General features: G+C 59.1%; 19 protein-coding genes. 8 read left to right on the top strand and 11 right to left on the bottom strand.

Annotation, left to right across the window (positions count from 1 at the left end; all coding sequences use genetic code 11):
- Window positions 1-267 precede the first annotated feature (267 nt).
- The 4 genes from dnaA to P3T40_RS03700 all read left to right on the top strand — a co-directional run bounded on the left by dnaA (window position 268) and on the right by P3T40_RS03700 (window position 6,767).
- A complete protein-coding gene (gene dnaA, locus P3T40_RS03715; RefSeq protein WP_429266323.1) occupies window positions 268-1,851 on the top strand; it encodes a chromosomal replication initiator protein DnaA in 1,584 nt (527 codons plus the stop codon).
- Window positions 1,852-2,176: 325 nt separating this feature from the next.
- Complete coding sequence (gene dnaN / locus P3T40_RS03710; RefSeq protein WP_429266322.1) at window positions 2,177-3,280, top strand: DNA polymerase III subunit beta; 1,104 nt, start codon at window positions 2,177-2,179, stop codon at window positions 3,278-3,280.
- A 114-nt stretch (window positions 3,281-3,394) separates the two neighbouring features.
- Window positions 3,395-5,866, top strand: coding sequence for a DNA topoisomerase (ATP-hydrolyzing) subunit B (gyrB, locus tag P3T40_RS03705; RefSeq protein ID WP_429266321.1), 2,472 nt, complete (start codon window positions 3,395-3,397; stop codon window positions 5,864-5,866).
- Window positions 5,867-6,497: 631 nt separating this feature from the next.
- Window positions 6,498-6,767, top strand: a complete 270-nt coding sequence (locus P3T40_RS03700; RefSeq protein ID WP_429266320.1) for a DUF4172 domain-containing protein — start codon at window positions 6,498-6,500, stop codon at window positions 6,765-6,767.
- On the opposite strand, the gene istB is transcribed toward P3T40_RS03700, so the two are convergent.
- Window positions 6,692-7,480, bottom strand: a complete 789-nt coding sequence (istB, locus tag P3T40_RS03695) for an IS21-like element helper ATPase IstB (RefSeq protein WP_429266319.1) — start codon at window positions 7,478-7,480, stop codon at window positions 6,692-6,694. The two genes, P3T40_RS03700 and istB, sit on opposite strands and share 76 nt — an antisense overlap.
- Window positions 7,481-7,488: 8 nt before the next feature.
- Window positions 7,489-9,012, bottom strand: a complete 1,524-nt coding sequence (gene istA, locus P3T40_RS03690) for an IS21 family transposase (RefSeq protein ID WP_429266604.1) — start codon at window positions 9,010-9,012, stop codon at window positions 7,489-7,491.
- A 162-nt stretch (window positions 9,013-9,174) separates the two neighbouring features.
- On the opposite strand from istA, the gene P3T40_RS03685 reads away from it, so the two are divergent.
- Window positions 9,175-10,242 (top strand): Fic family protein, encoded by a 1,068-nt coding sequence (locus P3T40_RS03685; RefSeq protein WP_429266603.1) that lies wholly within the window; start codon window positions 9,175-9,177, stop codon window positions 10,240-10,242.
- Between the two features lies 1 nt (window position 10,243).
- Here P3T40_RS03685 and P3T40_RS03680 read toward each other — a convergent pair whose 3' ends face one another.
- The 6 genes from P3T40_RS03680 to P3T40_RS03655 form a co-directional block, all read right to left on the bottom strand.
- Window positions 10,244-10,735, bottom strand: a complete 492-nt coding sequence (locus P3T40_RS03680) for a hypothetical protein (protein ID WP_429266318.1) — start codon at window positions 10,733-10,735, stop codon at window positions 10,244-10,246.
- 145 nt (window positions 10,736-10,880) lie between these two features.
- Window positions 10,881-12,008: a J domain-containing protein gene (locus tag P3T40_RS03675; RefSeq protein WP_429266317.1), complete on the bottom strand. Its 1,128-nt coding sequence runs from the start codon at window positions 12,006-12,008 to the stop codon at window positions 10,881-10,883.
- A gap of 78 nt (window positions 12,009-12,086) precedes the next feature.
- Window positions 12,087-12,299 carry a Wadjet anti-phage system protein JetD domain-containing protein gene (locus P3T40_RS03670; RefSeq protein ID WP_429266316.1) on the bottom strand — a complete coding sequence of 71 codons (213 nt, stop codon included), beginning with the start codon at window positions 12,297-12,299 and terminating at the stop codon, window positions 12,087-12,089.
- A gap of 80 nt (window positions 12,300-12,379) precedes the next feature.
- Window positions 12,380-12,691 (bottom strand): AtuA-related protein, encoded by a 312-nt coding sequence (locus P3T40_RS03665; protein ID WP_429266315.1) that lies wholly within the window; start codon window positions 12,689-12,691, stop codon window positions 12,380-12,382.
- 1 nt (window position 12,692) lies between these two features.
- The gene (locus P3T40_RS03660; RefSeq protein WP_429266314.1) at window positions 12,693-14,054 is read right to left on the bottom strand and encodes an acyclic terpene utilization AtuA family protein; all 1,362 of its coding nucleotides are present in this window, start codon (window positions 14,052-14,054) and stop codon (window positions 12,693-12,695) included.
- A 14-nt stretch (window positions 14,055-14,068) separates the two neighbouring features.
- Complete coding sequence (locus P3T40_RS03655; RefSeq protein WP_429266602.1) at window positions 14,069-15,373, bottom strand: CitMHS family transporter; 1,305 nt, start codon at window positions 15,371-15,373, stop codon at window positions 14,069-14,071.
- 99 nt (window positions 15,374-15,472) lie between these two features.
- Between P3T40_RS03655 and P3T40_RS03650 the strand changes: the two genes are divergently transcribed.
- Window positions 15,473-16,384: a LysR family transcriptional regulator gene (locus P3T40_RS03650; RefSeq protein WP_429266313.1), complete on the top strand. Its 912-nt coding sequence runs from the start codon at window positions 15,473-15,475 to the stop codon at window positions 16,382-16,384.
- Between the two features lie 340 nt (window positions 16,385-16,724).
- Here P3T40_RS03650 and P3T40_RS03645 read toward each other — a convergent pair whose 3' ends face one another.
- Entirely contained in the window at window positions 16,725-17,579 is an 855-nt protein-coding gene (locus P3T40_RS03645; protein ID WP_429266601.1) for an AraC family transcriptional regulator, read from the bottom strand.
- A 307-nt stretch (window positions 17,580-17,886) separates the two neighbouring features.
- Here P3T40_RS03645 and P3T40_RS03640 point away from each other — a divergent pair, with 307 nt between their 5' ends.
- Complete coding sequence (locus P3T40_RS03640) at window positions 17,887-19,281, top strand: ethanolamine ammonia-lyase subunit EutB (protein WP_429266312.1); 1,395 nt, start codon at window positions 17,887-17,889, stop codon at window positions 19,279-19,281.
- Window positions 19,278-20,033, top strand: a complete 756-nt coding sequence (gene eutC / locus P3T40_RS03635) for an ethanolamine ammonia-lyase subunit EutC (RefSeq protein WP_429266311.1) — start codon at window positions 19,278-19,280, stop codon at window positions 20,031-20,033. The genes P3T40_RS03640 and eutC overlap by 4 nt, the downstream gene beginning before the upstream one ends.
- An 11-nt stretch (window positions 20,034-20,044) precedes the next feature.
- On the opposite strand, the gene P3T40_RS03630 is transcribed toward eutC, so the two are convergent.
- Window positions 20,045-20,437, bottom strand: a complete 393-nt coding sequence (locus tag P3T40_RS03630; RefSeq protein ID WP_429266310.1) for a DUF779 domain-containing protein — start codon at window positions 20,435-20,437, stop codon at window positions 20,045-20,047.
- 68 nt (window positions 20,438-20,505) lie between these two features.
- Window positions 20,506-22,026: an aldehyde dehydrogenase gene (gene adh / locus P3T40_RS03625; RefSeq protein WP_429266309.1), complete on the bottom strand. Its 1,521-nt coding sequence runs from the start codon at window positions 22,024-22,026 to the stop codon at window positions 20,506-20,508.
- Between the last annotated feature and the right edge of the window lie 100 nt (window positions 22,027-22,126).

The following is a 22,126-nucleotide window of genomic DNA, read 5'->3' as shown; positions in this document are numbered from 1 at the left end:
TCAATAGTTTAGCGACGTCTTCCACAGGCTGAGCCCGTGGCGGAGGTTTGGTCGGTCCCTGTGGATAACTCCCCTTTCCTGGTTGTTTTGGCGGTAGAATCTCGTCCTACTTCCCAAAAATCATGCACGCCGCTCCGGCCCGCTTGCCCCGCAAACCCTTGTGGCACAAGCGCCTGGGGCCGTTCCGCCTGGCCGCTCAGGGCCTTGTTGTGTATCTGCAACAGGCGCGTCGGCGGTCCGCCGTGCAACCATAACGACAGCAACTCGATGAACGAATTCTGGCAACACTGTTCCGCACTGCTAGAGCGTGAGCTTACGCCCCAGCAGTACGTGACGTGGATCAAACCGTTGGCCCCGGTTGCCTTCGACGCGGCGGCGAACACGCTGAGCATCGCCGCGCCCAACCGCTTCAAGCTTGACTGGGTCAAGAGCCAGTTTTCCGGCCGCATTTCCGATATGGCACGTGATTTTTGGCACGCGCCTGTCGACGTCCAGTTTGTCCTCGACCCCAAGGCCGGCATGCGCGGCGCGGCGGCTTCTGCGCCGGCGCCGCAACGTCCGTCGCAATTCGCCGGCAACGCCAATACGGCTGCCGTGGATGCGGCGGTCGGCGCGGTTCAGGCGGCCCAGGCTGCGCGTACCAACGGCGCCAATGGTGCCGGGAACGGTGCGAACGCCGGCCATGGCGCGCAACAGCACCATAGTGACGACGGCGCCGATCTCGATCTGCCCAGCCTCGACGCGAACGAAGCCGCCGCGGCGCGCCGCACCTGGCGGCCGGGCCAGAGCGCCGCGCAGCAGGGCAACGCCGAGAGCGATTCAATGTACGAGCGCTCGAAGCTCAACCCGGTGCTGACCTTCGACAATTTCGTGACCGGTAAGGCCAACCAGCTGGCGCGCGCTGCTGCGATCCAGGTGGCGGACAACCCCGGCATCTCGTACAACCCGCTGTTTCTGTACGGCGGCGTGGGTCTCGGCAAGACCCACCTGATTCATGCAATCGGCAATCAGCTTTTGATGGACAAGGCCGGCGCGCGGATTCGCTACATCCATGCGGAACAATATGTGTCCGACGTGGTGAAGGCTTACCAGCGCAAGGCGTTCGACGACTTCAAGCGCTACTACCACTCGCTCGACCTGCTGCTGATCGACGATATTCAGTTCTTCTCCGGCAAGTCGCGGACGCAGGAAGAGTTCTTCTACGCGTTCGAAGCGCTGGTGGCGAACAAGGCGCAGGTGATCATCACGAGCGATACGTACCCGAAGGAAATTTCGGGCATCGACGACCGGCTGATCTCGCGCTTCGACTCCGGCCTGACGGTGGCGATCGAGCCGCCCGAGCTGGAAATGCGCGTCGCGATTCTGATGCGCAAGGCGCAGTCCGAAGGCGTGAGCCTGAATGAGGACGTGGCGTTCTTCGTAGCCAAGCACCTGCGCTCGAACGTGCGCGAACTGGAAGGTGCGCTGCGCAAGATTCTCGCGTATTCGAAGTTCCACGGCCGCGAAATTTCCATCGAGCTGACGAAAGAAGCGCTGAAAGACCTGCTGACGGTGCAGAACCGGCAGATTTCGGTGGAAAACATCCAGAAGACGGTTGCTGACTTCTACAGCATCAAGGTCGCTGACATGTATTCGAAGAAGCGTCCGGCTAACATTGCGCGGCCGCGTCAGATTGCGATGTATCTGGCGAAGGAATTGACGCAGAAAAGTTTGCCGGAAATTGGCGAGCTGTTCGGGGGGCGCGACCACACCACCGTGCTGCATGCGGTGCGTAAGATTGCCGCCGAGCGTGGCACGGATGCGCAGTTGAACCACGAACTGCACGTTCTCGAGCAGACCTTGAAGGGCTGATGCAGGGCTGATCTGGCGGTAACTCCCAAGGCAAATTCGCGGTAACCGTGGGGTAGGTATGAGGTAAGCGAGGCCTGAACGCGCGACCGCGGCGGTATTGCCTAAAGTTTGGGCAAAAAGAAGGAAAAATCGACCTGTTTATTTCGGAACTCACCCCCATTTTAGGGGAGCGGTTCCGTTTTCAGGCACAATACAGGTTTAACCGCCCGGCGGCTTGGGGCGGGTGTACGCCGTGACTGGCGCAGCGTAGCGCCGGCGGGGGCCGGGGCCGCGTGCAGGAATTGCCGAGTGGGCGCGCAGGCCGTCACATCAACGAAGGAACTCTATGCAACTGGTCAAGACCGAACGCGATAACCTCCTCAGGCCGCTGCAAACCGTGAGCGGCATCGTCGAACGCCGCCATACGTTGCCGATCCTCGCCAACTTGCTGATTACCAAGAACGGCCCCGACGTGTCGTTCCTGTCCACCGACCTCGAGCTTCAGATCACCACGCACGGCGACTTCGGCGTGGGCGGCGATTCGGTTGCGACAACGGTAGCGGCGCGTAAGCTGCTGGACATCCTGCGTGCCATGCCCGACGGCCAGGTCACGCTGACTTTGAACGACAAGCGCCTCACCGTGCAATCCGGCAAGAGCCGCTTTGCGCTGCAGACGCTGGCCGCGGACGAATTCCCCACGGTCGCTCAAGCTAAAGACTTCGGTGCGAACCTGGTGGTTCCCCAGAAGACGTTCCGCCAGCTGCTCGGCATGGTCCATTTCTCGATGGCCCAGCAGGACATTCGCTACTACCTGAACGGCATGCTGCTGGTGGTGGACGGCGACCAGTTGATGGCGGTCGCAACGGACGGTCACCGTCTGGCGTTCTCGTCCATGAAGATTGAAGGTTCGTTTGCGCGCCAGGAAGTGATCATCCCGCGCAAGACGATTCTGGAACTGCAGCGTCTGCTGGAAGACATCGACGACACGCTGAAGATCGACATTGCGCCGAACCAGGTTAAGTTCACCTTCGGTCAGGTGGAACTGGTGTCGAAGTTGGTGGAAGGGAAATTCCCGGACTTCCAGCGCGTGATTCCGAAGTCGCACAAGAACCAGTTCCTGATTGGCCGGGAAGAACTGCAGCGTTCGCTGCAACGCGCGGCCATTCTGACCTCGGACAAATTCAAGGGCGTGCGCTGCATTATCGAGCCGGGCCAGCTGAAGATCATGTCCACCAACGCGGACCAGGAAGAAGCGCAAGAAGAACTGGAAATTGCGTATACCGGCGACAGCGTCGATATCGGGTTTAACGTCACGTATCTGCTCGACGTGCTGGCAAACCTGAAGGTCGACATGTTGCAAGTGAGCCTGGGTGATGCCAGCTCCAGCGCGTTGATCACCATTCCTGAGAACGACGAATTCAAATACGTCGTGATGCCGATGCGCATCTAACGCGTCCAACATCAAGAAGAACACCAAGGGGCGCAGCGCCCCTTTGGCGTTTTTATGGTGTTTTGAAAAGTCCCGAGCAGCAACCAAGCAGCAACGCAGAACCGGAAAAAATCCATGACTGACACGAACAATTCGCAACCCGATAACAGCTACGGCGCCTCTTCGATTCAGATCCTCGAAGGTCTGGAAGCAGTGCGCAAGCGGCCGGGTATGTACATCGGGGATACATCGGACGGCACCGGTTTGCACCACCTCGTATTCGAAGTGCTGGACAACTCGATCGACGAAGCGTTGGCCGGGCACTGCAACGATATCCAGGTGATCATCCACGCGGATAACTCCATCTCCATCACCGACAACGGCCGTGGTGTGCCGACCGGTCTGAAGATGGACGACAAGCACGACCCGAAGCGCAGCGCCGCTGAAATCGTGATGACCGAGCTGCACGCCGGCGGCAAGTTCGACCAGAACAGCTACAAGGTGTCGGGCGGCCTGCACGGCGTGGGCGTGTCGTGCGTGAACGCGCTTTCGGCATGGCTGCGTCTGACCATTCGCCGCGACGGCAAGAAGCACTTCATGGAATTCCACCGTGGCGTGCCGCAGAACCGCATCATCGAACACATTGACGGCGTGGCCGTCTCGCCGATCCTCGTGACCGGCGACACCGAAAACCGCGGCACCGAAGTGCACTTCCTCGCCGATCAAACGATTTTTGGCGACATCGAATATCACTACGACATTCTGGCCAAGCGGATTCGCGAACTGTCGTTCCTGAATAACGGCGTGCGGATTCGTTTGACGGATCAGCGCACCGGCAAGGAAGAAGATTTCGCGTTTGTGGGCGGCGTGAAGGGTTTTGTTGAGTACATCAACAAGAACAAGGCCGTGCTGCACCCGAACATTTTCCACGTGAGCGGCGAGAAGGACGGCGTGGGCGTTGAAGTGGCGATGCAGTGGAACGATAGCTACAACGAGAATGTGCTGTGCTTCACGAACAACATTCCGCAGCGCGATGGTGGGACGCACTTGACCGGTTTGCGTGCGGCGATGACGCGCGTGATGAACAAGTACATTGCCGATCACGAGATTGCCAAGAAGGCGAAGGTTGAGACCTCGGGCGATGACATGCGCGAAGGGTTGTCGTGCGTGTTGTCCGTGAAGGTGCCGGAGCCGAAGTTCTCCGCGCAGACCAAGGACAAGCTGGTGTCTTCTGAAGTGCGCGCGCCGGTTGAGGAAGTGGTGGCGAAGGCGCTTGAAGAGTTTCTGCAGGAGACGCCGAACGACGCGAAAATTATTTGCGGCAAGGTGGTGGATGCGGCGCGGGCGCGGGATGCGGCGCGGAAGGCTCGGGAGATGACGCGGCGGAAGGGTGTGCTTGATGGTGTGGGCTTGCCTGGGAAGCTGGCGGATTGCCAGGAGAAGGATCCGGCCAAGTCTGAGATCTATATCGTCGAGGGTGACTCGGCAGGTGGGTCGGCCAAGCAGGGCCGCGATCGGAAGTTTCAGGCTATCTTGCCGCTGCGTGGGAAGGTGCTTAATGTCGAGAAGGCAAGGTATGACAAGCTGCTTTCTTCGGAGCAGATTGTTACGTTGATTACTGCTTTAGGCTGTGGCATTGGCAAGGAAGACTACAACCTCGAGAAGCTGCGTTATCACCGCATCATCATCATGACCGATGCTGACGTCGACGGTGCGCACATCCGGACGCTGCTGCTGACGTTCTTCTATCGGCAAATGCCGGACATGATCGAGCGTGGGTTTATTTATATCGCGCAGCCGCCGCTTTACAAGATCAAGGCTGGGAAGGATGAGCGGTATCTGAAGGATGCGGCTGAGTTGAATGCTCATATGCTGAAGCTCGCGCTTAATGGGTCGGAGCTTGTGACGGCCGAGGGTGCTACGCCGATCGCTGGGGATGCTTTGGGTGAGCTCGCTCGGTCGTATCTGCTCGCGCAGGGTGTTGTCGATCGGTTGAGCCGGTTGTATGACGCTGGGGCGCTCGAGGCTGTGATGGATGGGGTTGTGCTCGATCTGTCTAGTGAAGAGGCTGCTGAGGCGTCGGCTAAGGCGTTCGAGGCTAAGCTCAGGGACGATCCGCTGAAGCCTGAAGTGCGGGTTACGACTATGTATGACCAGGTGCGGGAGCTTCGGTCATTGAAGGTGTCGCGGACGCATCATGGGAATCAGAAGGTTTCTGTGCTGGATGAAGAGTTTCAGTTGACCGCTGACTATCAGCAGCTGCTGAATACGGCGCTGACGTTTAAGGGGTTGATTGGGCCCGGGGCTGTGATCAAGCGCGGTGAGCGGAGTATGGCTGTCAATGACTTCAAGAGTGCTATGAAGTGGTTGATTGCTGATGCTGAACGCAACGTCTCCAAGCAACGCTATAAAGGCCTGGGCGAGATGAATCCTGGGCAGCTTTGGGAGACTACGATGGATCCGGCTGTGCGCCGCTTGCTTCGTGTGCAGATTGAGGATGCTATTGCGGCTGATGGCATTTTCACGACGCTCATGGGGGATGACGTGGAGCCGCGTAGGGCGTTCATTGAGTCGAATGCGTTGAGGGCGGGGAATATTGATGTTTGAGGTTGTCGTCGAGGCCGTCGTAGAGTGCCAGAGTAAGTGCGACTGGCGCCACAGTTTTAAGACTGGCAAGCGCTAGAAATCGCGAATACCCTAAGGTTGCGCTCGCGATGCGGACATCGGGAGTTCGATCCCCCTCCTCCCACCATCAGGTATTCCAAGCGTTTCCATAGTATTCCGCAAACCCCGCGTGCCGTAAGGCGCGCGGGGTTTTTGTTTCCATTTCGGGATCATGGGTTCCGTTGACAGCCGGGGGCATTTCGGAGCACGTTAGGCGGGCATCGGGCCATTTTTTGCCTTGGTCAGAATTTTATGCCCGCACGGACTGGACATGCCCCATGTTCCTTACTGACCCGGAAGTTCGCCGCGCCGCAGTCAGAGCGAAAACGTATCGGACTTTGGATGGCCTTGCGGCACGAGACAGGCACTGTCGGCCTCCATGTATGAATGAGCCGGGTCGCTCTTATCTCAATAAAACGTGATGATATAGGAGGGAGGGTCCGATGCGTACGGTATTTGCGTGGCTTCCCGCAGCCGCGACTCGCGCCCGCATGCGGCGAATATTCCACGCTTTCTCCGCAGTTTTTGCGGAGAATAACCTGCCGTTGCGGCGATTACACCGGATAATCACCGCATGAACAGCGGAGATTGGACCTACATCTGGCAAGCCCCTGACTGGCCCAGTTGGCGCTACGACCTGTCGCGTCTAGCCGGCCCGCTCGCTGACGTCTCTCGCTCCCAAGGTGTCACCTTTCGGCGTAATGGAGCCGGGCATTTTCGCCGTAATGACGCCACTGGAAACGAGCAATTCGAGGGCTCGAACGGGGATCAAGGTTGCTTGATTTTGCCTCCTTTTGCAAGCTCGGTTCTGAATGTTTCGACGCCCGGTTTTAGTCCGCGATAGCTCTCGCCGTCGAGGACGATTTTGTGAGCGCCATGACGCAAGCGGTCGAGGGTTGCAACGCCGATCATCTTGTTACCTGGGAATGCTTCCCCCCATTCTGGGAAGTCCAAATTCGACGTTAAAATCGTTGCTGCGCGCTCATAACGCTCGGCGATCAGGTCGTGGAAGTCTTCATCGTCTGGCGAACGCAGTGGCTTAAGGCCAAAGTCGTCAATGATCAGAAGTGGAAGCTTGGCGAGATACTGGAAACGACGGTCGTAAGTGCCCACGGCTGCCGCGCTGCGCAGGCTTGCTAATAATTGGCTTTGTGTTGAGAACAGCACATCGTGTCCTTGCCGAGCTGCAGCGTGTCCGAGGGCTTGCGCAAGATGGCTTTTCCCCGTTCCGCAAGGCCCGGCAATCAGGACCGCCACCTTCTCGTCAATAAATCGGCACGTGGCGAGATCATGGATAGCGGATCGATTCAGCCCTGGTAGCCGGTCGAAGTCGAATCCCTCGAGCGTCTTCTGGCTACGGAAGTTGGCGCGTCGCATGCGCAGGCTGAGCTTCTTGTTATCGCGCCGGGCTACTTCGTCGTGAATGAGCAGCGAAAGGAATTCGGTGAAGGCGAGCTTGCGATCGATGGCCTCGCGGTTTCGCGCTTCCAGCGAATCGAGGATGCCGGACAAGCGCAACTGCTTAAGCAGTGGAGTCAATTCAGGAATGGGATGCATGGCCGGCCTTATTGGAGAATGGTTTGTGTGTTGCGGCAGAAACGGCCGCCTTCGGTGTAGGTGCTCGCCAGCGCATCAAAGGCGTTTAACAGCGTCAGCTGATCCAATCCCTTTTGCAGAATGGTTTTAACGGCCGTGTAGTGCGGCGTGCCGTAGTGGTTGGCGCGCGAGCAGGCAGCTTCAAGGCGGACTGCTCCGTATTTCTGTTTGAGCCGCAAAACGCCTTGCACCGAGCGCATCTTGATTAAGACTTTGTCGCCGAAGAGCGCCTGAACCAGGGCATAGCAGGCAGGCCCGATCTGCTCAGCAGCTGCCAAACACCACTGGGTGTCCTGCAGTTGCCACGCCTGGGCAGCGGATGGCAGATGATCGTCTACCGTGCGACGGCCGCCTGCGCGAGTAAGGCGGGCGTGGGCTGCGACCGATTCCTGCCCGCGATACAGCGTCACCATGGTGTCGGTCGCCTTGAGCCACAGTTCCTGGCCGACCAGCCTATACGGGACCGAGTAAAAGCTCTGCTCGAACTGGACATGAGCGTCGCGGTGCACCTTGGCCTTCGCCCACACGGCAAGCTCCGGCGGCACGTCCGGCAAGCTGATCAGCAGGCTTCGTTCAACTTCCGCGAAGCGCTTGAGCGGCATGTCGCGAGTCGTACCGTGAATGCGGTTGCCGGCTTCGTTCATCACCCACGCGTGTACCTGGCGATTGGCGTCAGCCACGCCACGAAACTCGCGTAAGGGCAAGAAGCCTCGCTTCACAAATTTGACGCCCGATTCCACGATTCCCTTTTTTTGCGGATCCCTTGGCGGACAAGCATCAATCTTGAAACCGTATCCTTCTGCGCACTCGCCGTACGCGCGTTGCACCTCGGGCTCGTAATAGCACGCGCGCGTGATCGCACACTTGCAATTGTCGATGATGACCCGAGCCGGCACACCACCAAATGCCTCGAACGCGCGCCGGTGACATCCCAGCCAGGTTGCTACCGTCTGGTCTCGGACAAACTCAACATATTGGTGGCGCGACCAGGCTAGGGTCATGACGAAGAACCATGTCTTGTGGATCTCGCCGGTGAGCGCGTCGGTCATCATCGGACCGGCGCCGAAATCAACCTGGGCCGCTTCGGCCGGCTTGAATTCCAGGCGCAGCGGCACGTCGGGCGTGTGCGATGCATCTATATGCAGAAGGAAACGATAGACCGACGAATAGCTGCCGCCGTACCCGTGGTTGCGAACGAGCGTGGAGTGGATCGTCGTGCATTGAACTCCGGTTGCCCGCCACTTGGTGATCTGCTCCCGCCACGGTTCCAACGTTGAGACGCAGCTCGATGGTAGCGGCGCCTCTTTGCGATCCAGGAAAGCGGCCATTACGTGTTCGTCGGGCAAAACCGCTTCACGCGCCAACCATCCGTTCCTGGCGGCAATCTCCCGCACCTGCGCGATCTTCTTGCGCCCCATGGTCTTCGATCGTGCGATATCCCGGTCAGAGTCGCCTCGGCGCATGCGCACCAGGATCTGTCGGTATTGGTACATCTCGAACCTCCGATTGGCCACGGCCTCTCCCGGCAAAAGGCCGGGAGTCTAGCCGATCAATGAAGTTCGAACCCTCGCTGCTCGTCATCTGGGTGGCGCCATTACGCCGAAAAACTACTGGCGCCTTTACGCCGAAAACGCCCTGGCTCCATTACGCCGGAAATCCGGTGGCGCCATTACGCCGAAAACGAAATGGCGCCTATATGCCGGAAATTCACACAAGGCCTACTCCTAGGGCGCCTAGCCGACGTGGGCCTAGCCTTGCGCGATCAGGCCAGCCTCGCCGCGCTCACCGAGGACGTCCTCAAAACCAGCGAGATCGAAGGCGAGCGGCTCAACGTCGCATCAGTACGATCTTCCATCGCCCGTAGACTTGGCGTGGATATTGGCGCACTCGCGCCCGTTGACCGGCATGTCGAGGGTGTGGTCGAGATGGTGCTCGATGCCACCACTCGTTGTGATGCCGCGGTGACGAGCGATCGGCTATTCGCCTGGCACGCGGCACTGTTTCCAACCGGATTCAGCGGCATGTCACGAGTTCAGGTCGGTACTTGGCGCGACGATGCGAATGGCCCCATGCAGGTCGTTTCCGGTCCTATCGGCCGCCAGCGTGTCCATTTCGAGGCGCCGCCCGCGGATCGCCTCGACGCTGAGACAGCGAGGCTTATAGACTGGGTCAACAGCGATTCCGGAGAACCTCCAGTCCTTAAGGCAGGGCTCGCCCATCTATGGTTTGTGACGTTGCATCCCTTCGCCGACGGCAACGGCCGAATCGCCCGGGCCTTAGGCGACTTGCTGCTCGCACGCGCAGATGGAGGTCCGCACCGCTTCTACAGCCTGTCGGCGCAGATTCAGCGAGAGCGCAACGCCTACTACGACATCCTCGAAAAGACGCAGAAAGGGACGCTCGACGTGACGTCCTGGCTCGCCTGGTTCCTCGACGCGCTCCACCGCGCAGTGGACAGTGCCCAACATACCCTCGACGCCGTGCTCGCCAAGACGCGTTTCTGGCAACGTTGGGCCACCACGCCGTTGAATGAGCGTCAGGCCAAACTGCTTAATCGTCTCCTTGATGGATTCGAAGGCAAACTGACCAGCAGCAAGTGGGCGTCGATTGCGAAGTGTTCGCCTGACACCGCGTTGCGAGATATCAGTGAACTGGCTGCGCTCGGGATATTGCGCAAGTCCGCTGCGGGTGGGCGGAGCACGTCCTATGAATTGGAGAACTGATTTAAATATCAACAACCTTCCGCAGCAAAGCGTACGAGACTCGCCAATGGCCTTCCGAATCATTAACGGCGATAGACGCGGTTTTTGCGTTGAGCCTGACGATGATGCCGACTCGCTCGCTCAGATGTTTGTCGGTAAAGCCAACCGTGTCGCCAACGAAGAATTCCTCCCGTTGTGCTCGCGATGGCGGCGACGGCGGTACGTGAGTTGGACCGCGGGCAGTGTCGGGGATAACCGCCGCGTATAGTATCGACCAACGCTGACGGCTCTGGTCGTCCTGAATCACTGCCTGGGTTTGCCGCAGCTCCACCACCGTTCCGTGCGAAGGTGGCGCGAGCGGATCGGCCCCGATGTAACTGACCTCCATTCCCAGGTACAAGCGTTGACGTACTTCGAGAATACGTCGCGGGTCGTCCAGCATTTTGCCGATGGCGAGATAGAGGCGATATAACTCGGCGCTGGGCGCCTGCCGAAGCGAATCGAGAATATCCATGGGCGTTTACCGGCGGCCGGCAACAGTTAGTGTACGTGATTGACAGGATACGACCGGGTCACATTCGTTGCGTTTCCAGCCCGTTCATTCGTTAGCGCGAATTTCATCATGCTCCAGATCTTCCGGCCACGCACCTTGAAGTCCCTCAGAACGGAATTTCGTCGAAGTCAACTGCAGCACGCTGACGTTTGACGCTCTTCAGCCAGCTCTTGAGCGCCTTGGGGTCTTCGAACATCAGCAGGTCTTCTTCCAGGTCGTGTACGCTTTGCCGAATCGCTGCGATTTCACCGGCGAGATTGCGTACGACGGTGTCCGGCGATATCTCGATGAATGGCGGAATTCCATAGGCCTCCCTAAATCGCGCTTCGACATACAGGATTTCCTGATCCAGTTCGCCGACTTGCTCCTTCAGGATCGCGTTGTAGTGCTTCAGCCGGTCTTCGCTGATATTGTTGATCGCGCTCTGATCGATGTGTTCAAGTTCGAGCTGCAATTCCAGCAGTTGCAACAGATTGTTGTTGGCATAAGCCTGGTTGGCCCGCTGCATCAGCTCGGTCTTGCGTTTGCGCTCATCGGGATCAGGTTCACGATCGGGATGAAGGGCACTCGCAAGTTTGCGATAGACCTCGCGGATGGACTGGCTTAGCTGTGCCTGCTTTGCCTCCTGCCGCGCCTCAGCGGCGACCTGCTTTGCCGACTTTTTCCGTTTGGCACGACGTTCCTCTCTTGCCTGACTTTCCGCGGCTTCCCGCACCTGTAGCTCTTCCATTTTCGCGTGCGCGCGCCGCAACAGGTCTTGCGGTGAGCTCGTGTCGACGTCGTCGCCTAGTTCCTCACCGAGCATCGCCTCCAGCACCGACTTCATGTCCTCGAGCTCGGCCGCTGCTTCGCTGTCGTAGTCAGATTGACTATGCCTGTTGTAAATGGCTTTCAGTTGCGCGTCGTCCCGCTCTTCGATCAGTTCCCCGGCCAGTCCGGTGATCAGCTCCGAAATCGTGTGGCGTTCGGATTTTGTTATTCCTTTCTGGTCACAGGCCTGCTCAAGGCGATGAACCATCTTCACCTGCAAATCCGTGCAGATCTTTTCGATTGGAAGGAGCTCGTCGGTGTATTTCTTCTGGAAGGTTGGCCCGACCGCTTCCCACGCACCGAGATGGTGACGCCGCTTCTCAATCTGCCGAATGAGCGTGTTGAATGCCTTCTGTCCTTTGGACAGATTGGCCTTGTTGTGGTCCGGGGCGATACTTACGGACCGGCGGTTCGTCCTGGTCATGGGATGGTTCTCTCCGATTACTGCGCGAAGCGACGCAGACGATATCTTAACCGGCCCCCCGGACCTACCGCGCTGACGTCATCCCAGCCCCCTCAACGCCGCCTCCACCCACCGGAACCCAACCTTTTCCTGCTCAAGCCGCAGATTCATGCGCAACCGGTTATCCCGCAAGTCATCATAAAGCGCCTGCTCTTCACGATTGAGGCTCGGGAGATCTCGCACGGTCTGCCTCTCCTCCCAATCCGATCGCGACGCGAACGCCAGATCGAGCGTGGAGTAGTCGAAGTTCATGGTGGCAGGCTCTGACAGGGAACGAGACGATCCGGAACTGACGACGCGCATGCTTCGGGATTCGCAGTAGAGATGCTAGATTACCCCCTCGCCGGAATCTCCAGATCAAGCAACGCCGAGCTAACCGATTTCCCATGCGCATCGAGCGCGAGGGAACGCGTCACACCACCGCCCAGCGCATCCCTAAGAACAAAATTCATCGCCCCAATCAGGGGCAACTCATAACGAGTTACCTCACCATGCACGACATCGCCAAGATGAGCCTTCACCCGTTCCGCAGTGACATGCAAAAGCAAATGAGCATAGTCACGCTCGTCGTAACAGATAACGGACACGTTCAACGTATTACCCTTATCCCCAGTCCGCGAATGCGCGAGTTCTCGCAGTTTCATCTCAAACCTCCTCAACCTCGAACGTCGGCTTCACCAGATCACGCGGCAGCAAAACAGACTGCACCGCGACGACCTCACGCGTACCTTTAGTCACGCCACCACCACCAGCAGGCCCATTCGTATAGAGCGTCTCCACTTCATTACCAATGCGGATCGCTTCACTCCTCGAAGCCGTTCTTCCCGTCACCCGAGCGCGCACTTCAAACGGTCCTGAGCCGCCATTACCGCCAAGCGTAGAGCCATACAGCGAGTCAACACCAATCAAATCGAACCGCAACTCGCTCACATCCACGCCTGTGATCGCGAGTCGCTCACGCACAATATCCAGCGCAAGTCGCCCGCGCGCCACCGCGCCCGGGCCGCCATAAGAAATCTGTCCTTCGCCGATATACCCATCCACATAAGCGACCGAGACCTTAAGCGTCGCCGTGCGCGCCGTCCCTCGTCCACCTGTAACCCGCACACGATCCTTCGCTTCCTCTGCAATTTGCACGTGCGTGAAATCGGCCACCACATCAGGCTGCAGATAGCGCTGCGGATCATGGATCTCATAGAGCAACTGTTCCTTGCAAGTCGCCGCCGTCACAAACCCACCCGCGTGCGGAACCTTGGTGATCACCACCGCGCCATCCTCCGAAACTTCACCAATCGGAAACCCCAGCCGCGCGAGACCCGCAACGTCCTTGAAACCAGGATCAGCAAAGTACCCGCCGGTGATCTGTCCGGCGCACTCCATCAGATGGCCGACCACAGTTGCCTGTCCAAGACGATCCCAATTATCGAAGCCCCAGCCGAACTCATGAATTAACGGCGCCGTGAATAACGACGGATCGGCGGCGCGTCCAGTCAACACAACATCCGCGTCGGCATCCAGCGCCGCAACAATTGGCGCTGCGCCAAGATAGGCATTGGCCGAAACGATTCGCTGATCGAACGAAGCAACCGCATCATCCGATTCTTCAAAGCGGTAATCTCCACGCCGAACGACCTCAAGCACATCATCACCCGTAACCGCCGCGATCTTCAGGCCCACGAGCCCAAGTTCACGAGCAATCGAAGCCGTCTTGCGTGCCGCAGCCAACGGATTCGCCGCACCCATATTGGACACAATCCGCACCCCGTTGCGCCTTGCGACTGGCAACACCGCCCGCATCCGCGCCTCAAGCAGCGGGTCATACCCACCCTCAGGATCATTGCGCCGAGCCTGCTGCGCCAACGCAATAGTCCGCTCAGCAAGGCACTCGAAGACGAGATAGTCGAGCGCGCCATGCGTCGCGAGTTCTACTGCGGGCTCGATGCGATCGCCCGAATAACCGGCGCCGGCACCGAGCCGCACCACACGAGAAGGATTCGCTGAATTCATCGCGGCTCAACCGATCAAAGAGGAAAAATACCCAGCACGACGCAAGCGATCGTCATCACGATCGACGCACCGAACAGGAGAGGAAAGGTGAATTTCTGATGATCGGCCAGATCGATGCCGGTCAGCCCGCACACGAGAAACGTGGCGGGCGTCAAAGGACTGATTGGAAAGCCGGTGGTCATCTGACCCAACAACGCTGCCTGACCGATCTTCACCGCAGGCACGCCGAGTTGGCCTGCCACTTCGGCAATCACAGGCAGCACGCCGAAATAAAACGAGTCAGGATCGAACAGCAGGCTAAGCGGCATCGAAACAAGGCCGAGCACAACCGGAATGTGCGAGGCCATCGTCGCAGGCACGAACCCCACGGCGGTTTGCGCCATTGCCTTGAGCATGCCGCTGCCTTGCATCACACCGGTGAACACACCGGCTGCGAGCAGAATGCCCGCCATCATCAACGCGGCTCGAGCATGCGCATCAATGCGCTGGCGCTGCATGTCGACGTTCGGATAGTTCACGAGCAACGCTATGCACAGTCCAACCATGAACACGAGCGCGGGCGGCACCTTCTCACCCATCACGACCATCGAGCCCAATACGATGACGGTCAGCACGATGTTGAACCAGAAGTTGCGCGGCCGGCGCAGTGCCTTCTGTTCTTCAGTGAGTTCGCGCTGCGGCATCGGAACGCTGCCCGCCGCGGCCGTCAGTCCAAGCCGCCGTTCCTCACGCCGTCCGAGCCAGAACGCCATGCCGAACACAAACACCAGACCGATGATCTGCACCGGAATCAGCGGATTAAACAGCGCCGAGATCGGCAGATGCAGCGAAGCGGATGCGCGAATCATCGGCCCGGTCCACGGCAGAAAATTGATGCCCGCTGCCATCGATGCGGCCGCTGCCAGCACACGCCGGTCCATGTTCAAACGGTCATAGAGCGGCAGCATGGCGGGAATGGTCACAAGAAAGCACACCGCCCCGGAACCGTCGAGGTGAATCAGCAGCGCGAGCAGCGTCGTGCCCATCACGATGCGCGTCGGACGGGTGCCGACCGTGCGCAGGATGCGGTCGATAATCGGATCGAGCGTCCCGGCATCGGTGATCGTGCCGAAGTAGAGAATCGCGAACACGAACATGCCGACCACAGGCGCAAGGCTTTTCAGTCCGTCGATCACGAACTTGCTGGTTTGCAGCCCGAAGCCGCCGATCAGCGACGCGGCGATCGGCACGATGATCAGCGCGACGAGCGGCGACATCCGTTTGGAAAGGATCGCCGCGAGCAGAACGACGATGGTAACGAGACCCAATAGTGGCAACACGTGTTTGTCTCCGATCTTGTCTTTTAGTGTCGACAAGCGTAGGTTCCAGGCATGAATAGAGCAATTGAAATGATTTGATCGCAGCAATCACACTTTGTAATGGATCTGAATCTCCGCGAAATCCGCGCTTTCATCGCAGTTGCCGAAGCCGGCAGCTTTACCCGCGCCGCGCTGCGGCTGCATCTGTCGCAACCCGCGCTGACGGTACAGATCCGCCGGCTCGAGGAGACGCTGGGCGCGCGTCTCTTTGATCGCAACAGCCGCAACGTCGCGCTGACGCCGGTTGGAAGGGAACTGCTGCCGGTCTTGCAGAAGTCGCTGCGGGAGATGGAGCATGTGCTTCTCGACGCCCGTGCGTTAAGCGACGGTTCAACCGGTACGGTGAGGATCGCCTGCTTGCCGTCATTTGCCGCGAGTCTGCTGCCGGATCTCGTACGTGACTTTCGACAAGAGGTGCCGGGTGCGGCCTTCGACATTCGCGACGTGGTTGCGAACGTCGTCAACCGCCTCGTCCGCAGCGAAGAGGCCGATCTGGGACTAACCGGCGGCGACGTGGTCGATCCGTCGCTCGAAGTCCTTCATGCGGGCGAGGACCGGCTTTGCGTTGTCTGTCCGGTTGACCATCTGCTCGCCAGGAAACGCCGCATCACGCTGGATAACCTCGTGGGACATCCACTGGTCCTTACCGCTGCGGGCACGAGCGTGCGGGCCGTCGTCGACGCGGCATTCGAACAGGCGGGCGTCGCGCCCATCCTCACCTGCGAACCCATGTACATGATGACCGCCGTCGCGATGGTGCGCGCAGGTTTGGGGCTGACGATTCTGCCGGGGTCGTCGCGCGAGATTCTTGCCGAACCGAGTGTGGTGGCGCGCGCCATCGACGATCCCCGTTTCGTGCGGCCCATCGCGCTGGTCAAGAAGCGAGGGAGAACCTTGCCACCGGTAACAGAAGCTTTCGTGACCGCGATTGCGCCTGCGCTGGAAAACACGAGGAAAGGCAACGGCAAGTAGCGAGTTATCCACACTCGCGTCTGGACAACTCCGGGATAAGGCTCCTAACTTCCTGTGGGCCAAACTTTGATAAAACGTCGAGCCGTTCAGACGCATCAAAAGTTGTCCCTGGCTCAAGCCGGCTGTTCAGAAACGGCACCTAGGGTTATCGAATTCGTAGAGCCTTGATCCGTCAACGAAGATTGGAGTTATCCACAGAAAGAGTCCGCCCTTGTTAACTATTACTACGTATATATATGTATACAGAGACAGACAAAGATAGGGCACGCGCTGCGATGCAGCCAACCGCGCAAAAGCGTAGCAAGACACTAACAAGCCCTTCAAAGCAAAATCAGAAGCATCAGACCAGCGGCAAACAGATCTCCGTCACCAACTCAGAAGGCGCAGTGTCTTTAGGGTTGTTCAGATACTCTTCGAAGACAGGCGCATCAGCGGCTTCTCGTCCTGACTGCACCAGCCATTCCCCATACAGCCATTGATAGGCCCCAGCCATATCCGCATACGGACCTTTGTGTCGCAACACCGCATACGTTGCAGCGCGCACAGGCGTCAATCCAACCGGCGCGGCCACCTCAACCGCACGCGGCAACACCACACCAGCCTTCGACCTCAACTCCGCTTCAGCCACCACGCCCGGATCGTCGTAATAGATGCCCACCATCCGCATCTCAGGAGACAGCAGGTCTCGTGCAGCAAGCCATCCGATCAGCGCATCGAATGCCTTGCCGATCTGCATATACGAACCCGTGTGATCGATTGTCAAAACCTGCATGGCAGGCACTTCCCGAATCTCCACTTCGTGCATCGTCATTTGATTGCCTCCTGATAGCGCCGGCTTGAACCGGCTATGTGTGCCCTGCTTGCGATATTGCGCCGGCGGCATGCCGAACATCGCCCGAAACGTCCGCGAAAACGACTGCAAACTGCTGTAGCCAGACCGCTCCGCAATCTCTGCAATCGACATCGACCCGTTCGCCAGATATCCCGCCGCGCGATGCAGACGCAACCTGCGTACCGTCGACGCCACGGTTTCGCCATGCATCGCCTGATAGATCCTGTGCCAGTGATAGGGCGACAGGCAGGCGATTTCCGCGAGCCGGTCGATATCGAGCGGTTCATCGAGGTGATCGTAAATATGCTCAAGCACTCGGTTTAAACGTGCTTCATAGCGTGCCCGGTGGCTGAGGTCGTTCATGTGCGTGAGGAAGAGAGCAACGGTGCAGGGGTTGAGTGCAGACAAAAGTACCACGCCTCGATTTACCAAATCCTGCGGATTTTGTTTAAAGAGACTTGGTCAAAATTCGCCCCAACCTCATATTGCGGCGCAACAAAGTCCGCGTAACGGCCACAAAACCCGCAATATTTTTTCCCTTCCGCGAACTTTGCCGATTTTCGATAACGGCTCGATTTATGGTTCCGTACCATTGGCTGACGCCTGTCCGCTCGCGCGCCGCGACGGAGGATCAAACCGCTGCGTGAGCAGCGGCGACGGAGTCGTAGAGATGAGTTATACGGAGATCATCGGCAGTCGCACCTATCGGTTTGCCGATCTGAAAACGCTGATGGCGAAGGCGAGCCCACTGCGCTCGGGCGATCAGCTCGCGGGCATCGCGGCGGCCAGCGAGGAAGAGGGCGCAGCAGCCAAGATGGCGCTGGCGCAGGTCCCGCTGCGCACCTTCCTCAACGAGGCGTTGATTCCGTACGAAAGCGACGAGGTCACGCGGCTCGTGATCGACGACCACTCGCCCGAAGCCTTCGCCGAAATCGCCCATCTGACGGTAGGCGACTTTCGCAACTGGCTGCTCAGCAGCGAGACGGATACTGCGGCGCTAACCCGTATCTCCGCGGGTGTGACGCCCGAGATGGTGGCGGCTGTCTCGAAGCTGATGCGCAACCAGGATCTGATCGCGGCAGCGAAGAAGCGTCCGGTGATCACGCGCTTTCGCAATACGGTGGGCTTGCCCGGTCACATGTCGGTGCGTCTGCAACCGAATCATCCTACTGACGACGTCAAGGGTATCGCCGCCTCGATGCTCGATGGCCTGATGTACGGCTGCGGCGACGCGATGATCGGCATCAACCCGGCCACCGACAGCCTCGCTGCGATTACCACGCTCCTGTTGATGATCGACGACTTCCGGCAGCGTTATCAGGTGCCGACGCAATCGTGCGTGCTGACTCACGTGACCAACACGATCGCCGCGATCGACAAGGGTGCGCCGGTCGATCTCGTGTTCCAGTCGATCGCCGGCACCGAAAAAGCCAATGCTGGCTTCGGCATCTCCCTCGCGCTGTTGCAGGAGGCTTATGAAGCGGCGCTGTCGCTCAACCGTGGCACTGTCGGCAACAACGTGATGTATTTCGAAACCGGGCAGGGCAGTGCGCTCTCGGCAAACGCGCATCATGGCGTCGACCAGCAGACTTGCGAAGTGCGCGCGTACGCGGTGGCGCGCAAGTTCAATCCGTTCCTCGTCAACACGGTGGTCGGCTTTATCGGCCCCGAGTACCTCTACGACGGCAAGCAGATCACTCGGGCGGGTCTTGAAGATCACTTCTGCGGCAAGCTGCTCGGCGTGCCGATGGGCTGCGACATCTGCTACACGAATCACGCGGAAGCGGATCAGGACGATATGGACAACCTGTTGACGCTGCTCGGTGTCGCGGGCATCAACTTCATCATGGGCGTGCCCGGTGCGGACGACGTGATGCTGAATTATCAGAGCACGTCGTTCCACGATGCGCTGTATATACGCGACGTGTTGGGCCTGCGGCGAGCCCCCGAATTCGAAGAGTGGCTGGAGTCGATGCAGATCGCGGACACGCGCGGCGTATTGCTCAACGGTGCAACACGGCAGCCCTTGCTGGAAGGCGCGCACGAATGGATAGGGATTGTATGAGCAACGACTTCCTGGAAAAAAATCCGTGGGGCGCGTTGCGGCAGTTCACCAATGCCCGCATTGCCTTGGGCCGCGCCGGCAACAGCTTGCCGACCGAGCCGCTGCTCGCGTTCAATCTGTCGCATGCTCAAGCTCGGGATGCGGTGCATCAGCCGCTCGATGCCGAGTTGCTGCATGAGCAGTTACGCGCCAATGGCTTCCTGACGCTCGATGTCCATAGCGCGGCGCCGGACCGGCAGCATTATTTACGGCGTCCCGACCTGGGTCGACGTTTGGCGGACGACAGTCGCGAGACACTCGCTCTGGAGCAGGCGGCCATTGAACCGCCTGACGTGTTGTTCGTGATCGCCGACGGTTTATCGGCGTTCGCCGCATCAAAGCAGGCAATCCCGCTGTTGCAGGCGGTGTGCCCGAAACTCGCGGATTGGAAAATCGGACCGGTGGTGGTCGCGCGACAAGCACGCGTGGCGCTTGGCGACGAGATCGGCGAACTGCTGGGCGCGAAACTGGTGGTGATGTTAATCGGTGAGCGTCCCGGGTTGAGCTCGCCGGATAGCCTCGGCGTTTATCTGACTTATGCGCCCAAAGTGGGCTGTAGCGACGCGCAGCGCAATTGCATTTCGAACGTGCGGCCGGAGGGCCTGAGCTATGGGGCCGCGGCGCACAAGCTGCACTATCTGCTGACGCACGCGCGCCGCCTGAGTCTCACCGGTGTGGGGCTGAAAGACGATAGCGATGCCTTGCTGGAATAAACGCAAACCCCTCACGCATCTGCGCGCTCAACGGGATGCGTTTCCAGCCATGCGTGCTCATCATCCTGAAAGAGCCGCGAGCGCGTCAGAAACCTCAACCCCGTCGGCCGTTCCAGCGAAAACATTCCACCATTCCCGGGGACGACGTCGATGATCAATTGCGTATTCTTCCAGTACTCGAATTGCGATTCGCTCATATAAAACGGCACGTCCGCGATTGTGCCCAGCTTCACATCGGATGAGCCGACCATAAACTCTCCCGCGGGAAAGCACATCGGCGCGCTGCCGTCGCAGCATCCACCCGATTGATGAAACAGCAACTGCCCGTGTTCGGCGCGCAGCTTCTCGATCAATTCCGCCGCTGCGGGTGTCACGATCACGCGTTCCACTTCCTTGTCAGCCATGACTATTCCTCGCTTAATAAAGAGAGCGAGCCGCGCAATGCGCGGCCCGCCCATCAGGAACGTCTGGCTTAGAAGAAGCCAAGCGGCTTCTGACTGTAGCTGACGAGGAGATTCTTGGTCTGCTGATAGTGATCGAGCATCATCTTGTGATTCTCACGGCCAATGCCCGATTGCTTGTAACCGCCGAACGCCGCATGCGCCGGATACGCGTGATAGCAATTGGTCCACACGCGGCCCGCCTGAATGCCACGCCCCATGCGATAGGCAAGCGTGCCGTCGCGCGTCCACACACCGGCGCCGAGACCGTACAGCGTATCGTTGGCAATCTCCAGTGCTTCATCTTCGTTCTTGAAGCTTGTCACCGAGACCACCGGTCCGAAGATTTCCTCCTGGAAGATCCGCATCTTGTTGTTGCCGCGGAACACGGTTGGCTTGATGTAGTAACCCTTGCTCAGCTCGCCGTCCAGCGCATTGCGCTCGCCGCCAATCAGACATTCCGCGCCTTCCTGCTTGCCGAGATCGATATAGGAGAGGATTTTCTCGAGTTGTTCCTGCGAAGCCTGTGCACCGATCATCGTCTTGCTGTCGAGCGGGTGGCCTTGCGTGATCGCAGAGACGCGTTTGAGCGCGCGTTCCATGAAGCGGTCGTAGATCTTCTCTTCGACCAGCACGCGCGACGGACAGGTACACACTTCACCCTGATTCAGCGCGAACATTGCGAAGCCTTCGAGCGCCTTGTCGAAGTAGCTGTCGTCGTGGTCCATCACATCGGCGAAGAAAATGTTCGGGCTCTTGCCGCCGAGTTCGAGCGTCACCGGAATGATGTTCTGGCTCGCGTACTGCATGATCAGGCGGCCAGTCGTCGTTTCGCCGGTAAAGGCGATCTTCGCGATGCGCTTGTTCGACGCGAGCGGCTTGCCCGCTTCCAGTCCGAAACCGTTCACGACGTTGATTACGCCGGCCGGCAGCAGATCCTGAATCAGTTCGAGCAGCACGAGGATCGAAGCGGGCGTCTGCTCCGCCGGCTTCAGCACGACGCAGTTGCCGGCGGCCAATGCCGGCGCGAGCTTCCAGACGGCCATCAGAATCGGGAAGTTCCACGGAATGATTTGCCCCACCACGCCTAGCGGTTCGTGGAAGTGATACGCGACGGTGTCGGCGTCGATCTCGGAGATCGAGCCTTCCTGGGCACGTATGCAACCCGCGAAGTAGCGGATGTGATCGATCGCTAGCGGAATATCCGCCGCCATGGTTTCGCGCAACGGCTTGCCGTTGTCGATCGTCTCGGCGACGGCCAGACGTTGCAGATTCGCTTCCATCCGGTCGGCAATGCGATTCAGGATGTTGGCGCGATCGGTCGTCGATGTTTTGCCCCACGCCGTTTTGGCGCGATGCGCGGCGTCAAGGGCGAGTTCGATATCGGCTTCGCGTGAACGCGGAATCGACGTGAACGGTTCACCTGTGATGGGCGAGATGTTGTCGAAGTACTCGCCGCCAACCGGCTTGACCCATTCACCGCCGATAAAATTCGCATATTGCTTTTTGTACGGGAATTCGGTGGTCAGAAACTGCATCTCAGCGTGATTCATCTGTCTGCTCCTCACATGTTCGAATGGTGAAAACCCGGCGCGATGTTATGCATGCCGCCCGTCGCATACGCCAGAAGCGTGCCAATGCACGCGAGTGAGG

The sequence above is a fragment of the Paraburkholderia sp. EB58 genome (genome assembly GCF_050436665.1).
Lineage (GTDB): Bacteria > Pseudomonadota > Gammaproteobacteria > Burkholderiales > Burkholderiaceae > Paraburkholderia.
The sequence above is the reverse complement of the archived record's forward strand: the minus strand, read 5'-3'. Positions and strand labels throughout refer to the sequence as shown.

Excerpts from the sequence above, each read along its gene's own strand:
- dnaA (WP_429266323.1), top strand. The coding sequence starts at position 268 with ATGAACGAATTCTGGCAACACTGTTCCGCACTGCTAGAGCGTGAGCTT.
- dnaN (WP_429266322.1), top strand. The coding sequence starts at position 2,177 with ATGCAACTGGTCAAGACCGAACGCGATAACCTCCTCAGGCCGCTGCAA.
- gyrB (WP_429266321.1), top strand. The coding sequence starts at position 3,395 with ATGACTGACACGAACAATTCGCAACCCGATAACAGCTACGGCGCCTCT.
- P3T40_RS03700 (WP_429266320.1), top strand. The coding sequence starts at position 6,498 with ATGAACAGCGGAGATTGGACCTACATCTGGCAAGCCCCTGACTGGCCC.
- istB (WP_429266319.1), bottom strand. The coding sequence starts at position 7,480 with ATGCATCCCATTCCTGAATTGACTCCACTGCTTAAGCAGTTGCGCTTG.
- istA (WP_429266604.1), bottom strand. The coding sequence starts at position 9,012 with ATGTACCAATACCGACAGATCCTGGTGCGCATGCGCCGAGGCGACTCT.
- P3T40_RS03680 (WP_429266318.1), bottom strand. The coding sequence starts at position 10,735 with ATGGATATTCTCGATTCGCTTCGGCAGGCGCCCAGCGCCGAGTTATAT.
- P3T40_RS03675 (WP_429266317.1), bottom strand. The coding sequence starts at position 12,008 with ATGACCAGGACGAACCGCCGGTCCGTAAGTATCGCCCCGGACCACAAC.
- P3T40_RS03670 (WP_429266316.1), bottom strand. The coding sequence starts at position 12,299 with ATGAACTTCGACTACTCCACGCTCGATCTGGCGTTCGCGTCGCGATCG.
- P3T40_RS03665 (WP_429266315.1), bottom strand. The coding sequence starts at position 12,691 with ATGAAACTGCGAGAACTCGCGCATTCGCGGACTGGGGATAAGGGTAAT.
- P3T40_RS03660 (WP_429266314.1), bottom strand. The coding sequence starts at position 14,054 with ATGAATTCAGCGAATCCTTCTCGTGTGGTGCGGCTCGGTGCCGGCGCC.
- P3T40_RS03650 (WP_429266313.1), top strand. The coding sequence starts at position 15,473 with ATGGATCTGAATCTCCGCGAAATCCGCGCTTTCATCGCAGTTGCCGAA.
- P3T40_RS03645 (WP_429266601.1), bottom strand. The coding sequence starts at position 17,579 with ATGAACGACCTCAGCCACCGGGCACGCTATGAAGCACGTTTAAACCGA.
- P3T40_RS03640 (WP_429266312.1), top strand. The coding sequence starts at position 17,887 with ATGAGTTATACGGAGATCATCGGCAGTCGCACCTATCGGTTTGCCGAT.
- eutC (WP_429266311.1), top strand. The coding sequence starts at position 19,278 with ATGAGCAACGACTTCCTGGAAAAAAATCCGTGGGGCGCGTTGCGGCAG.
- P3T40_RS03630 (WP_429266310.1), bottom strand. The coding sequence starts at position 20,437 with ATGGCTGACAAGGAAGTGGAACGCGTGATCGTGACACCCGCAGCGGCG.
- adh (WP_429266309.1), bottom strand. The coding sequence starts at position 22,026 with ATGAATCACGCTGAGATGCAGTTTCTGACCACCGAATTCCCGTACAAA.